The following is a 12594-nucleotide window of genomic DNA, read 5'->3' as shown; positions in this document are numbered from 1 at the left end:
CTTGTCTGGAAGGAGAAGAAAGCTCAGTGATCCGCGACGGCGCGACGGTAGTCGCGGATTCCGCTGACGGTCAGGGCCGCCACGACCAGCCCGGCCAGGCTGATCTGGACGACCACCAGCACGTCGAAAGTGATGAAGGAGCGCTTCAGCACCAGGGTCTGCGCCACCGCCAGTGCGATGCAGAGGGCCAGCGTCAGTGTCCACGGCGCCGCGCGTTGTCCGGTGCGGTACCGCAGGAACAGGCATCCGGTACCGGCGATGATGCACAGCCAGACGAGCGGCGACACCCCGGCGAACCCGTTGAGGTCGCCCGCGAAGAGGAATCCGGCTGTCACAGCGGAGACCAGGCTTCCGCCGATGGCCCACCACCATGGACGCGCCGGCGGCAGCGGGGCCTCGGCATGGAAGGCCAGCAGCAACAACACCAGCGGAAGCCACTGCGGGGCGTAGTGCGCGACCAGATCGGGGCCGAGGCTGAGCGAGTACCTGGTCAGGCCCCACAGCGAGCCTGCGGCGAGTATCGCCCCGGCGGCGATCCGCGCCGCGCGGCGCCACCCGTCCACCAGCAGTGCGAGCGGGACCAGGGCGGCCGCCAGCAGGATGAGGTCCCTGATCAGCGCGGACCTCAGCGCGGAGTGCATGAGCAGGGGCAGGTCCGGACCAGGACGCGCGATCATCACCCAGAGGTCGTCGCCGGCGTGGCCCGCGGATCTGAGCACACCCCAGAGCAGGCCGAGGAGCACACCCACCCGCGTCAGCTCACCCAGTGCGACCGTGTGGGCGGGTGCCACCCGGCTCGCGAGCCGGGTGCGCACACCCAGCGCCAGCAACGCCCACAGTTCGCTCCACAGTGCTGCGCGGGCCCGCTCGCCATGCAGGTCGAGCAGGGTGCCAACCATCTCGTCGCCACGTTCGGCGCGATACCACGCCGGGAGCACCCGCACCAGCGCGCGGTACTGAGCCTCGGCGCTGATCATGCCCGCACTTCCGCCACACTGGGCCACTGGCCGCGGGCTCGCAACACCGTGCTGGCGGCATCGACGTTCGCCGCCAGCCGCCGGGTCTGCTCGACCAGCGCCGCGCTGCCCGCCCCGGTCAGCCGGTAGTAGCGCCGGAGCCTGCCCTGGTGAATCTCTTCCCGGTCGTGCTCGGCCCAGCCGTCGGCCACCAGCCGGTCCAGCACGCCGTAGAGGGTGCCGACCCGCAGCCGCACCCGTCCCTCCGACAGCTCCTGCACCCGCTGGACGACTCCGTAGCCGTGCCGCGGCTCGTCCGCCAGCGCGATCAGCATCAGGAAGGTCTGCTCGGACATGCTCCGCTCCGCCATGCGTCCACATATATCAGAAGACGATATATAGCGGGCTGCGTTGCCTCGTCGTTCGCAAGGTTTTGCAGCGGCCGTAGCTCGACAAGTGCAGCTGGTGTTCGATCGGCTACCGAGCGTCAATTGTCCGTGGTCGGCGGGGTGGCCTGCGCTACCGCCCGAACGTCCCCGCTGCGACTGCACGGCTGCTCAGTCGGGCATCATTCGACGCCGACCAGGTGCTGTCGAGATCAAGTCTTCGACACGGAGTAGTCACAGCCGGGGAAGAACTCATCGCACATGCTTTCGCGTCGATGCGACACCGCTCTCATGAACAGAACCGATTGATGAACCACTACGACGATCGCGTCCGCGATCACCGACTGTCGGCCGGACTTGCCCCTCCACACGCAGCTCAGTCTTCCAGAACCGGCGGATGTGCGAGAGTGCTCGGCCATGAACCATCTCGAACAGCTTCGGAGTACGGCGATCGAGCGTGGCATCCCGGCCGAAGCGGCCGACCGGATCGGCCGCTTTCTCCGGGTGGCGATCTGGGCGTGCAATGCCAACCGGTACGGCATCGGATCGGCCGAGCGGCACGGTGGCGTGGCCGGACAGAACGGCGGGCTGCCCCGCCTGCCGGCCGGCACGGAATGGCCGTGCGCCGACATCAGCGGCCTGGGCCGGTTGCCGCTTCCGTTCGTCGCCTCGCTCGACTGCGCGAAGCTGCCGCGGGCCGACGGCCTCCAGCTCCCGGCGGACGGGTCGCTGCTGTTCTTCTTGGCGCACGAACACGCTCTGCACGCGCACGACGAACACGAGTTCGCACGGGTCGTCCACATTCCGGCCGGCACCGCCACCGAACAGACCGAACAGCCACCGCCTCACGACGACGACTGGTTCGAATCGGGTTTCCTCCGGCCGCGGTCCGACCTCGTCGCTCTGGTCCAGCCGGAGATGCCGGGCTGGTTCGACGAACCCGGGAACCTCGAGTTCGAGTCGGACGTCGTCCAGCTGCAGGTGGGCGACACCGCCCACCTCGAAGATCTCCGCACCTTGTTCACCGAGCTCTGGCCGCAGGTGACCACGAGCGCCGACCTCTACCTCGGCGGCTATTCGATGGAGTTGGGCATCGGCGAAAACGCCGAGTACGGCATGGCGGAGGACTCGATCGCGCACGACGTGCCGGATCGCGACCGGCTCGTGGAGGAGGAGACGACCCGGCTGATGAGCGAGTGGATACCGCTGGCCCAGTTCCAGCTGGAAGACCAGGTCCACGTCGGCCGCTTCCTGATCCGCCACGAGGACCTGGCTGCCCGGCGCTTCGACCGGGTTCGGTCGCTGACCATGTTCACGGAGTAGACGGTTCGGCGTGCGCCTTGAACGTCGCGCGGTAGTCCTGCGGCCGTTGCCCCACCAGGCGAGTGAAGATGGCGCTGAATGCCCCGGGGTCGCGATAGCCGACGTCGGCGGCGATGCCGGCGACTGTCCGCTCGGTGGTCTCGAGCAGGTGTTTCGCCTTGCGCACCCGTTCCGCCTGCAAGTATCCGAGCGGGGTCTGGCCGGTCTCGGCGCGGAACCGCCGCAGGAGCGTTCGCGTGCTGACGTGGAAAATCGCGGCGAGCAGCCCGAGGTCGTAGCGCTCGCGCATGTTCTGGTCCAGCCAGCGTTTGACGCCCTGTGAGAACTGGCTTCCGGTGGCCGGCAACAGTTCCCTGTCGACGTACGGAGCCTGGCTGGACCGCGCGTCATCGACGAGCGCGACACGCGCGGTGGCGCGGGCGACGCGGCTGCCGTTGTGCTCGCGGATGAGGCCGAGGGCGAAGTCGTACATCGCGCTGAACGCGCCGGTCGTCGTCACCCCACGGTCGGTGACCACGAGTTTCTCCGGTCTGACGTCGGTGCCGGGACACCGGTCTGCCAGCCGGTCGGCGAACAGCCACGAGGTCGTCGACTCCCGCCCTTCGAGCAGGCCGGCATCCGCCAGCAGAAACGCGCCGACACAGATCGAAACCAGCGCGACTCCCGATTGCGAACCGGATCTGATGGTTTCGATCTCCGGCCTGAGCGACGTGAGGGTCGCGTCCAGGTCGAGTCCGGGGTGCAGCTCGAACCCGGGTACGACGAGAACGTCGACCTGCCGCACCGGCACGACGGTGATCACCGCCCCGCCGGCGGCGACCACGCGCCGCCGCGGCGACAGGATCGACACGTCGTACAGCGGGTTCCCGGTGGGCGCGGCGATGTGCGAGGCCATCGTGAGAAGGTCGGGAACTCCGAAGACTTCCGACGCGAAGCAGCCTGGATAGGCGAGCACACCGACGCGAAGCGGAGCCACCACGGTGGCGAGATTACCCGGACATGTGGCGATCTCGCCGCTGGCCGTACCAGCGACTCCGGCCCGACGATGCCGCTATGGCGATCACTGAACCGCGGCCGGACGACGCTCTCACGGATTTCTCGAAGCGGCTGGTCGACATCGGGGGCGTCGGCAAGACCGTCTACGTCGGCGGGTCCGGGCCGGCCGTCGTGCTGATGCCGGAGATGCCCGGCATCAGCCCGGACGTCGTCCGGTTGGCGCGCTGGATTCGAGACGCGGGATTCACGGTCTACCTGCCGTCGCTGTTCGGCGTCGACGGCGCTTTCCCCACCGTCGCCGACGGGGAGAAGGTCGTCCGCCGTGCTTGCGTCAGCGCGGAGTTTCGCGCGTTCGCCGGTGGCGGCACCAGCCCGATCACGGTCTGGCTTCGAGGGTTGGCCAGGACCGCGATGGCCGAGTGCGGCGGGCCCGGTGTGGGCGCGATCGGCCTGTGCTTCACCGGCAACTTCGCGCTCACCATGACCCTCGAACCGGCGGTCATCGCGCCGGTGGTCAACCATCCTTCGCTGCCACTGGACGACGCCGCCGGGCTGGAGATCAGCGACGAGGACGCGGCCATGGTGCGCGAGCGCGTCGAGCGTGACGGACTGAAGGTCCTCGCCTACCGTTTCGACAACGACCGGTGGTGCACCGGCCGGCGGTTCGCCGCCTACCGGGCGCTCCTGGGCGACGCGTTCGACGGACGCGTCATCCCGGGCGAGACGGCCAACCCCGCGCCACCCCCGTTCTTCCGTGACGTCGTCGGCTGCCCTCACAGCGTCGTCACGGCCCACCTCATCGACCAGCACGGACACCCCACGCTGCGCGCCAGGGACGAGATCCTGGACTTCCTCGCCGAACGGCTCGGCCACGAAGAGCATTGATCGGCAGGCTCAGCCGCCGCTCCGACCGCCGAGAAGCCGCCGGCACGCCAGCCCGGCGATGGCGGCCAGCGCACCGGCCACGAGCGGCCACCACGTCCGGAGTTCCTGCTGGTGGATCAAGGTGACACCGGCGAACGAGATGACGAGGAAGAGAACGAAAGTGCCGACGAAGTACTTTCCGTTCCGCCTCGCCGATTCGCCTTCGCTCATCGCCTGCCTCGCTGTCGATCGATCGCAACGCGCGATCCTGACGCCGATGCCCGTGGGTGGCAAGGGCCTGCGGTGCAAGCTTGTCACATTTCCGGCGCCTACTCCGCTACGCCCTCGGAGGGCTGGATATGAGGCCCTCTCGATGTTCGAGCGGACAGACCTGGTTGTTCGGGTGGTCGGGTCCCAAACCTGCACGCTGTCGGTGAGAGTGGCCTCGAACAGCGGGATCGCCCGCCCCTCGATCAGCTACGCTGACCCGCGTGGGGTGACCGACCTGCGACCACCAGTGATGATCGCAGGTATCGACCCCGGAGAGTGCGTGTCGGGAACGTGGGGAGGCGACACCGACGTGGTGTTCAACGCGGACGTTATGCGGCAACAAGCCGCAGAACTGGACGAGGAACTCGACCGGGTCCAGTTCACCGGCCAGTCGCGCGACGGCGCGGTGACCGCCGCCGTCAGCGGCCACGGACGGCTCATGGACCTGAAGATCAGCGCGGCAGCGATGCGCGGCGCCCATCCGCACACCATCGGACCCGACGTGGTCGAGGCCGTGGCGGCCGCACGCCGGCAAGCCAGCACCCTGGCCACCGCGAAGATCCGCGCGGTCCTGGACAAAGACCAGGTATGGCAGCCATCCCCAGTCCCGCCACCGCACAGCGTCGGCAGCGACCGCTGGACCGGCGTCACCCACGACCAACGCACGCAACCAGACCCCCTCTCGCCGAGCTCCCCGCCGGCGCGCGCACGTCCCCACAGCGACGAAGCCGAAGAGGAGAACTTCGAGAACCTCGACTTCCTCGGCGACGACAGCGGCGAGGACGAGGAACGGGGACGCTGGTGAACTACCAGGACGAGCTGTACAACCTGGCGCGGGAAATCGACGCCGCGGTGGCCACCGTGACGCAAACCGCTCGCGGTGCCGAACACGCGCCGCTGGAGTGGCGGCTGCCGGGCGAACTGGGCACGGTGACCGTGTCCGGGGCCGGGGAACTGACCGCGGTGACCCTCGACATCACCGAGATGCACCAATACTCCGCCGACGCGCTGTCCCGCACCGTACTGCAAGGAATCCGCGACGCCGAACAACGAGCCGATCAGCGCCGTGGCGACACCATCGCCACGGCGGTCACCGAAACGGGGCTGGCATGACCTTCGACCCCAACGACATCACCGGCCACGGCTACCGCGTCTACCCCGAATCCCTGCGCAAAGCCGCCGACGACGTCACCACCGCCGCCGAGCTCGTCGTCACGTTCGCTCAGCAGGACCTGGCCGGAACGCTGCTCGGCGAGTTCGATCTGGGACTGCCCGGGACGCTGACGACGATCATGCCCAACAGAAACGGCGCGGGAACGGTCGAGCAGTACAACCGGACCATCGAGACCATCCGCGGGATCTCGACCAAGAACGCGGAGACACTGCAGCAGCTGGCCCACGCTCTGCAGACCGCTGCCTCTTACTACGAACAGCAGGACGCCGCCGAGTACGAGCGGCTCAAGAAGCTCGAAGGAGGCCTCCCATGAGCGCCTTTCCCCCGTCATGGTCGGCCACCCCTCCGACACCGGTCACACCGTCGCAGGCTGAGATGCCCTACCCCGCCGACGCCGACGCGAAGATCCGCTACTGGGCCGAATTCATCGGTGCGCACGGCATCATCACCTTGCTGGACAAGCTTCGCGTCTTCATCGCCGGCGACATCGGCAAGGTCCTCCACCTCGCCGACACGTTCGCCACCGAGACTGCCCTGACCAAAGCGGCTGAACAGCTCAACGCCGCCCAGCTGACGCTGGCGAAAGCCTGGCACGGCGACGCCGCCGACCAGTTCAACGCCTACGCCGGCAAGGCCGTGACTGCGCTGGGCCAGAACCAGAACTCGATGATCAGCCTGACCAGCACCATGTCTTCGATTGCCGAGACGATCATCGACACCTACAAGAACCTGCTCATGACCATCGGCAAATGCGCGATCAACCTCGCCCAGCTCGGCGGGAAAATCGGCATCGCCGTTGCGGAGTCGGCTGCGCTGCCACCGCTGGCCGTCATCGGTTTCAGAGACGTCGCCGACGCGATCAACTCGGCGTTCGCGACATTCTGGAACGACTGCCTGGCCTTGCTCGGCGGGCTGATGACCAACATCGGCAGGTTGCTCGGCAACCGCATCCAGCTGACCACGATCGAAGCCAACTTCGCCACGCTGCCCGACGTCGGGGACAGCAACGAGGTCATCGACGACCCGGGTCGCTGGCGGGTCAAGCCTGGAGCCACTCACCCATGATCGATCGCCGAACTCTCTGCGTTGTCGTCGCCGTGCTGGGTCTGGGGCTGGGTGCCGGCTGCTCGCCCGGTGGGTCACCGGCCCCGGCAGAGCCGTCGGTGTCGGTTCCGCCGATCCCCGGGGTCGGGATGAGCGGCGCCGGGCGGTTCCGTACCGATCCGTGCGCCGCGGTCACCGTCGAACAACTCACCGCCATCGGCTTCGCCGGCGGTGAACGCAGCCGCGACGGGAACCGATGCGTCACCAGGTTCGGTACCGTCGCCAGTGTCAGCACCTCGAACCGAGGTGACAGCCTGCGCATCCTGTTCCAGGAGCATGCCTTGGGCCACGACACCGGCAATCACTGGGAGCCGATCACTGTCGAGACCATCTACCCAGCGGTCGTCGTCGCCATCGAGGAGAACGTCCCCAGCAAGCAGGCCGAGGGCCCGCTCGGTTGCACTCTCGCACTCGCCGCCGACGACACCACCCTCGTCTACATCAACGCCGCCACCGCCGACGAGCCCGAAGCCGGCCCTTGGCAGCACGACCCTTGTGGCGCCGCGAAAAAGATCGCCGCCCTCACCGTCAACAACCTGACCGCGTAAGCGCACCGCACCTTCACTTGCCTCGCGGGCCCGCTTGCAAGGTTGGCGCAAGGTTCGGAACCAGGGTGGAGCGCGACGGTGAAGCAGCCGACCCGAAGAGGTGGGTGCACGTGGCGAATATCGGCACGATTCGGCCGGCCGAGACTGGATCAGCGCGGCCATTGAACCAGGAGGACCTTCATGAACAATCAGAACTACGGCGACATCGCCCCTACCCGAGTCCTCTCCGCGGCGGAAGGGGTCGAAATCCAGAAGCGCCTCGCCGCCGAGAGTTCGGGGGTCAAGCAGTGGCATTGGATGGGTAACTACGGAAGCGTGTACGACCCGGTCAACGTCGCGAACGGGGCCGGGATTTCGGCGGGAGAACTGATTCTCAACATCAACTTCAACAATGGCCTGATCGCGGCATGGATGCTCTACTAGGAGATCCGTCCGTTTGAGCCGTCCATGGAGACAGGAAAAACGAGATCGGCGATGGACAGGTCGGCTGTGCTCGCCGGATAATGACTCGCAGCCTGGGGGATCCTCGGTGGCTGCCGGTGTCCGGTCCGGCAAGGCGCGTCGGCGGTGGTGGTGAGGTCGTGGAAATCCGGCTGCTGGGAGTCGTCGAGGTCTGGGACCGCGACAAGCGGCTGCCGGACCTCGGCACACCGCAACAACGGACCGTCCTGGCGGCGCTGGCCGTGGACGCCGGCCGTCCGGTGATGCTGCAGACGCTCATCAATCGGATCTGGGACCAGGCGCCCCCGGCCGCGGCCAGGCCGGCGCTGTACGCCCACGTCTCCCGTCTGCGAAGTGCCCTGAGCCAGGCCGAAACGGTCCCGCGGGGAGAGCCGGTGCGCCAGGCGGGCGGATACGCGTTGGACATCGACCCGGACAGCGTCGACCTGCACCGGTTTCACCGGTTGACCACCGCCGCCCGTCACCCCGGCTGTCCGGTTGCCGAGCAGGCCGACCTGCTCGACGAGGCCCTTAACCTGTGGCGGGGGCCTCCGCTGGCCGACCTGCCCGGCGAATGGGCCGCCCGGATGCGCGAGGACTGGAACCAGCAGCGGCTGGATGCCACCGTTGCCTGGGCCCGAGCCGAACTACGGCTCGGCCACCACGACAAGGTGATCGGGCCGGTTCGGAAGTTGCTGATCGAACACCCGCTGACCGAACCACTGACGGCGATACTGATGCGCGCCCTCGTGGCCGCGGGCCGGGACTCCGAGGCCTTGGACCGGTATTCCCTCACCCGGAGCCGGCTGGGAGACGAACTGGGGAGCGACCCCGGCCCGGAACTGCGCGCGTTGAACGCCGCGATTCTCCGCGGCGAACCGTTGTCGAGCGGGAAGAGCGCACCGGTCCCGGCGCCCGTGCGGCCACCGGTACCCCGGCAGCTACCCGCCCGTACGCCCCGTTTCGCGGGGCGCGCCAACGAACTGGCCGAGCTGGAGACCTTGGTCGGCAAATCCTCGCAAGACGGGGTGGCCACGGTCGTGATCACCGCGATCAACGGCACAGCGGGCGTAGGCAAGACCGCGTTGGCGCTGCACTGGGCGCACCACGTCGCCGAGCGGTTCCCGGACGGGCAGCTTTACGTGAACCTACGGGGTTTCGATCCCACCGGTACGCCGGCACTGCCCGGCGAGACCCTGCGCGGGTTCCTGCACGCGCTCGGTGTGCACCCCGAGCAGCTTCCCGCCACCGTGGACGCGCAAGCGGCGTTGTACCGCAGCCTCACGGCCGATCGACGTCTGCTGGTCGTGCTGGACAACGCCCGTGACGTCGAGCACGTACGGCCGTTGCTGCCGGCCGGCCCGGGATGCCTGGTGGTGGTCACCAGCCGAAATCAGCTCGCCGGCCTGTCCGCTCAGGAAGGAGCTCGTCCCCTCACGCTGGACGTGCTCACCGCCGAGGACGCGCGGGCACTGCTGATCCGGCACCTCGGCCACGACCGGGTGGCCGCCGATCCGGACGCTGTCACCGAACTGATCGAGCGGTGCGCCCGGTTGCCGCTCGCGCTGGCGATCGTGGCGGCGCGAGCCACCGCCTACCCGAGCTTCGCGCTGCGTGTGCTCGTCAAAGAACTTTCCGACGCGTCCACTCGGCTGGCGGGCTTGGACACCGGCGACGCCGCGACGAACATCCGTGCCGTGTTCTCCTGTTCCTACGACCACCTCAGTGCCGAGGCCGGCCGGATGTTCCGGCTCTTCGGGCTGCATCCCGGTCCCCATCTCGCCCTGTCCTCCGCCGCCCGGCTCGCCGACCGGGACCCGGCCCGGACCCGGGAAACCCTCGACGAGCTGGTCCAGACGCATCTGCTGATGCAGCACGCCCCCGGCCGTTACACGTGTCACGATCTTTTGCGTGCCTATGCCGCGAGCCTCGCCGCGACTCACGATCCAGAAGATGACCAGTCGAGGGCGACGACCCGCCTGTTCGACCACTACCTGCAGACAACCGCTTCCGCGATGCGCTTCCTCCACCATCCGGAAGACCAGTACTGGTCCGATGTTCCCCAGCCCGTCGCGTCACCGGTCGTCGACCTCGCGACCGCCGACGCCTGGCTCACCGCGGAAATGGTCAACCTCAGCGCGATCATCGCCCACGCGGCCGCACGTCGTTCGTACGCCGACATCGCCCGGCTCTTCCGCTGTGCCGAACTCGGGGAAAACTACGCTGACTCGTTGACCAGCTACGGCCAAGCTCTGCGTGCGGCGCGGGATGCCGGCGCTCACGCCACCGAAGTCTACGCACTGATCTACGTCGGCATCGGCCACTGGCAACAAGGTCACTACGAGCAGGCCATCCACCATCACGAGTACGCGATCAAGATTTCCCGGGAAATCGGCAATCCCACCGGCGAAGCCCTCGCCCTGAATTATCTCGGCCTGGTGCACTGGCGCCAGGGCAACCACCGGCTCGCGACGGAGGGCTACCAGCGCGCGCTGGTACTGGCCCGCGGCAACGACAACAAAGCAGCCGAAGCCACCACAGTGAACTATCTCGGCCTCGTCCGCTCGCAACATGGCCAGTATGCCCAGGCCATCGACTGTTACCGACGCGCGGCGGAGATCGGCCGGCGCATCGGCGACCGAGTGGTGGAAGCCTTCGCGATGAACAACTGCGGTGTCGTTCACCGGCAACAGGGTCGTCACGAACTGGCGATCGAGCAGCACCAGCGGTCGATCGCCATCTCCCGTGACATCGGCGACCGGGCGGGAGAGGCGTTGGCGTTGAACAACTTGGGTGTGGTCGATATTCGACGAAGCCGGTACGGGCCGGCCGCCGAGCATCTCGAGCAGGCACTCGTCGTGTTCCGCGAGATCGGCTTCGTGGCGGGCGAAATCGTGGCCACGAACAACCTCGGCGTCGTGCTTTGCCGGCAGGGGCACTACGGGCGGGCGGCCGCGCACCACCGGCAGGCCCTCGCGTCGGCTCGCGAGATCGGTGACCGCGTCACCGAACCGCAAATGCTCAACGATCTCGGCGAGACCTACCTGGCGAGCGGATTTTTGGACCCGGCGCGAACCCACCATCGGGCCGCCCTCGCTCTGGCCACCGAACTCAGTGACCCCTACGAGCAGGCCCAAGCCTGCCACGGCGCCGCCCAGTGCGATCTCGCCGTCGGTGATCTCCCGCAAGCACGACACCACCTGCGGCAGGCGCTGGCCCTCTTCGTCGATCTTGACGTCCCCGAAGCCGACACCGTCCGGGACACTCTCGCGGCTCTCGGCTGAAGCTTCGGTCTCGGGGTCCACGCCTTGGGCCTCAGCGCTGCGGCTCCTGCGCCGCCAGGCGTTCGCGGACCTTGTCGCTGATCGCCGTGAGTGCTTCGAGCTCGGCCGGCGTCAGGTGGTCGACGACCACTTCGCGGATGTCCGCGACGTGCTGGGGTGCCGCCGCCTCGATCAGCTCGATGCCCTTGGCCGTGATGGCGATGACCGAACCCCGCTGATCGGTGTCGCACTGTTCGCGCCGCACCAGGCCGCGTTTCTCCATGCGGGTCAGGTGCTGGGACAAGCGGCTCTTCTCCCAGCGCAGCAACCGGCCGAGCTCGAACGCCCGCAGCGGATCCGCCGCCTCCGACAGGTGGGCCAGCACCTGGTAGTCGCCCTGGGACAGACCGCACCGGTGCCGGAGCCGGCGGTCGATGAACTCCGCCAGGCCCTCCTGCATCGCCATCAGGCTGCGCCAGGCCCGCTCTTCCCGGTCGTCCAGCCACCGCACCTCGGTCACGACCGTCACTGTACCCATTTGGTTGACACGTTAACAAATTGCGGCGTAGCTTCGGGTTAACACGTTAACCAAATGGCCAGGGAGGCCGGATGAAGTTCGGGATGATCGGGGCCGGGACGCTGTCCCAGGCCATCGCCAGTCACCCGCTCAAGGCCGGCCACGAAGTGGTCTTCAGCAACAGCCGGGGGCCGGACAGCCTCACCGAGCTGGTCGACCGGCTCGGCCGGGGCGCCTCGGCCGGCACCGTCGAGGAAGCGGGCGACGCCGATTTCGTCGTCCTGGCCGTGCGGTGGAACCAGGTCCGCGATGCTCTGCGCGCGCTGCCGCCGCGGCCGGGCCGCGTGCTGATCGACGCGACCAACCAGTGGGCGGAAGTGCCACCCGCCGCCGTCCCCGACCTACTGGACGTCGGCGGCAGCGAGCTGGTCGCGTCCCTGGTGCCGGACGCCCACGTGATCAAGGCGTTCGACAACCTCTACGGCACGGTCATCGCGGCCGACCCGGTCACTCCGGCGGGCCGGCGGATCCTCTTCTACGCCGGTGACGACGCGGACGCGAAGTCCGGTTTCCGGGCGGTGGTGGCGGAATTCGGTTTCGCGCCGGTGGACCTCGGACCGCTGACGATGGGCCGGCTCATGCAGATCGACGGCCCGCTGACGGGTCTGCACGCGGTTCGCGAGGACGCACCGCAGGCGGTTCCCGCTCGTCGGGAGGATGCGGCATTCGGCGGCTGACTTGTCTTGTGGACA

General features: G+C 68.2%; 15 protein-coding genes. 10 read left to right on the top strand and 5 right to left on the bottom strand.

The genetic code is table 11. The features are described from left to right. Window positions 1–23 precede the first annotated feature (23 nt). On the bottom strand, window positions 24–977 hold the full coding sequence (locus ABZ342_RS33870) for a hypothetical protein (protein WP_360481788.1): 954 nt from the start codon (window positions 975–977) through the stop codon (window positions 24–26). Beyond that, a complete protein-coding gene (locus tag ABZ342_RS33865) occupies window positions 974–1312 on the bottom strand; it encodes a helix-turn-helix transcriptional regulator (protein ID WP_360481785.1) in 339 nt (112 codons plus the stop codon). The genes ABZ342_RS33870 and ABZ342_RS33865 overlap by 4 nt, the downstream gene beginning before the upstream one ends. Before the next feature lie 447 nt (window positions 1313–1759). On the opposite strand from ABZ342_RS33865, the gene ABZ342_RS33860 reads away from it, so the two are divergent. Beyond that, on the top strand, window positions 1760–2665 hold the full coding sequence (locus ABZ342_RS33860; protein WP_360481782.1) for a DUF1963 domain-containing protein: 906 nt from the start codon (window positions 1760–1762) through the stop codon (window positions 2663–2665). On the opposite strand, the gene ABZ342_RS33855 is transcribed toward ABZ342_RS33860, so the two are convergent. Then, window positions 2655–3560: a helix-turn-helix domain-containing protein gene (locus ABZ342_RS33855; RefSeq protein WP_360481779.1), complete on the bottom strand. Its 906-nt coding sequence runs from the start codon at window positions 3558–3560 to the stop codon at window positions 2655–2657. The genes ABZ342_RS33860 and ABZ342_RS33855 overlap by 11 nt on opposite strands. A gap of 158 nt (window positions 3561–3718) precedes the next feature. Between ABZ342_RS33855 and ABZ342_RS33850 the strand changes: the two genes are divergently transcribed. Beyond that, the gene (locus ABZ342_RS33850; RefSeq protein WP_360481777.1) at window positions 3719–4546 is read left to right on the top strand and encodes a dienelactone hydrolase family protein; all 828 of its coding nucleotides are present in this window, start codon (window positions 3719–3721) and stop codon (window positions 4544–4546) included. Window positions 4547–4555: 9 nt separating this feature from the next. On the opposite strand, the gene ABZ342_RS33845 is transcribed toward ABZ342_RS33850, so the two are convergent. After that, the gene (locus tag ABZ342_RS33845; protein WP_360481774.1) at window positions 4556–4756 is read right to left on the bottom strand and encodes a hypothetical protein; all 201 of its coding nucleotides are present in this window, start codon (window positions 4754–4756) and stop codon (window positions 4556–4558) included. Between the two features lie 142 nt (window positions 4757–4898). On the opposite strand from ABZ342_RS33845, the gene ABZ342_RS33840 reads away from it, so the two are divergent. The 7 genes from ABZ342_RS33840 (at window position 4899) to ABZ342_RS33810 (ending at window position 11346) form a co-directional block, all read left to right on the top strand. Next, window positions 4899–5600 (top strand): YbaB/EbfC family nucleoid-associated protein, encoded by a 702-nt coding sequence (locus ABZ342_RS33840; protein ID WP_360481771.1) that lies wholly within the window; start codon window positions 4899–4901, stop codon window positions 5598–5600. Beyond that, window positions 5597–5908, top strand: coding sequence for a hypothetical protein (locus ABZ342_RS33835; protein WP_360481768.1), 312 nt, complete (start codon window positions 5597–5599; stop codon window positions 5906–5908). Before ABZ342_RS33840 ends, ABZ342_RS33835 begins: the two co-directional genes overlap by 4 nt. Next, window positions 5905–6282 (top strand): hypothetical protein, encoded by a 378-nt coding sequence (locus tag ABZ342_RS33830; RefSeq protein ID WP_360481765.1) that lies wholly within the window; start codon window positions 5905–5907, stop codon window positions 6280–6282. The genes ABZ342_RS33835 and ABZ342_RS33830 overlap by 4 nt, the downstream gene beginning before the upstream one ends. Beyond that, window positions 6279–7034, top strand: coding sequence for a hypothetical protein (locus ABZ342_RS33825; RefSeq protein WP_360481762.1), 756 nt, complete (start codon window positions 6279–6281; stop codon window positions 7032–7034). Before ABZ342_RS33830 ends, ABZ342_RS33825 begins: the two co-directional genes overlap by 4 nt. Beyond that, window positions 7031–7621: a DUF3558 family protein gene (locus ABZ342_RS33820; RefSeq protein WP_360481759.1), complete on the top strand. Its 591-nt coding sequence runs from the start codon at window positions 7031–7033 to the stop codon at window positions 7619–7621. The genes ABZ342_RS33825 and ABZ342_RS33820 overlap by 4 nt, the downstream gene beginning before the upstream one ends. Window positions 7622–7801: 180 nt before the next feature. Continuing rightward, window positions 7802–8044, top strand: coding sequence for a hypothetical protein (locus tag ABZ342_RS33815; protein ID WP_360481756.1), 243 nt, complete (start codon window positions 7802–7804; stop codon window positions 8042–8044). Between the two features lie 158 nt (window positions 8045–8202). After that, window positions 8203–11346, top strand: coding sequence for a tetratricopeptide repeat protein (locus ABZ342_RS33810; protein ID WP_360481753.1), 3144 nt, complete (start codon window positions 8203–8205; stop codon window positions 11344–11346). 31 nt (window positions 11347–11377) lie between these two features. On the opposite strand, the gene ABZ342_RS33805 is transcribed toward ABZ342_RS33810, so the two are convergent. Further along, window positions 11378–11845, bottom strand: coding sequence for a MarR family transcriptional regulator (locus ABZ342_RS33805; RefSeq protein WP_360481750.1), 468 nt, complete (start codon window positions 11843–11845; stop codon window positions 11378–11380). Between the two features lie 89 nt (window positions 11846–11934). On the opposite strand from ABZ342_RS33805, the gene ABZ342_RS33800 reads away from it, so the two are divergent. Continuing rightward, window positions 11935–12579 carry an NAD(P)-binding domain-containing protein gene (locus tag ABZ342_RS33800; RefSeq protein WP_360481747.1) on the top strand — a complete coding sequence of 215 codons (645 nt, stop codon included), beginning with the start codon at window positions 11935–11937 and terminating at the stop codon, window positions 12577–12579. Window positions 12580–12594: the final 15 nt, after the last annotated feature.

It is taken from the genome of Amycolatopsis sp. NPDC005961 (genome assembly GCF_040629235.1).
Classification (GTDB): Bacteria; Actinomycetota; Actinomycetes; order Mycobacteriales; family Pseudonocardiaceae; genus Amycolatopsis; species Amycolatopsis camponoti.
This window is presented reverse-complemented; position numbering and strand designations above follow the sequence as displayed.

Bases quoted from the DNA above. Each gene is read 5' to 3' on its own strand.
- ABZ342_RS33845 (WP_360481774.1), bottom strand. From the start codon at position 4,756: ATGAGCGAAGGCGAATCGGCGAGGCGGAACGGAAAGTACTTCGTCGGC.
- ABZ342_RS33820 (WP_360481759.1), top strand. From the start codon at position 7,031: ATGATCGATCGCCGAACTCTCTGCGTTGTCGTCGCCGTGCTGGGTCTG.
- ABZ342_RS33870 (WP_360481788.1), bottom strand. From the start codon at position 977: ATGATCAGCGCCGAGGCTCAGTACCGCGCGCTGGTGCGGGTGCTCCCG.
- ABZ342_RS33800 (WP_360481747.1), top strand. From the start codon at position 11,935: ATGAAGTTCGGGATGATCGGGGCCGGGACGCTGTCCCAGGCCATCGCC.
- ABZ342_RS33840 (WP_360481771.1), top strand. From the start codon at position 4,899: ATGTTCGAGCGGACAGACCTGGTTGTTCGGGTGGTCGGGTCCCAAACC.
- ABZ342_RS33865 (WP_360481785.1), bottom strand. From the start codon at position 1,312: ATGTCCGAGCAGACCTTCCTGATGCTGATCGCGCTGGCGGACGAGCCG.
- ABZ342_RS33825 (WP_360481762.1), top strand. From the start codon at position 6,279: ATGAGCGCCTTTCCCCCGTCATGGTCGGCCACCCCTCCGACACCGGTC.
- ABZ342_RS33860 (WP_360481782.1), top strand. From the start codon at position 1,760: ATGAACCATCTCGAACAGCTTCGGAGTACGGCGATCGAGCGTGGCATC.
- ABZ342_RS33815 (WP_360481756.1), top strand. From the start codon at position 7,802: ATGAACAATCAGAACTACGGCGACATCGCCCCTACCCGAGTCCTCTCC.
- ABZ342_RS33830 (WP_360481765.1), top strand. From the start codon at position 5,905: ATGACCTTCGACCCCAACGACATCACCGGCCACGGCTACCGCGTCTAC.
- ABZ342_RS33850 (WP_360481777.1), top strand. From the start codon at position 3,719: ATGGCGATCACTGAACCGCGGCCGGACGACGCTCTCACGGATTTCTCG.
- ABZ342_RS33855 (WP_360481779.1), bottom strand. From the start codon at position 3,560: ATGGCCTCGCACATCGCCGCGCCCACCGGGAACCCGCTGTACGACGTG.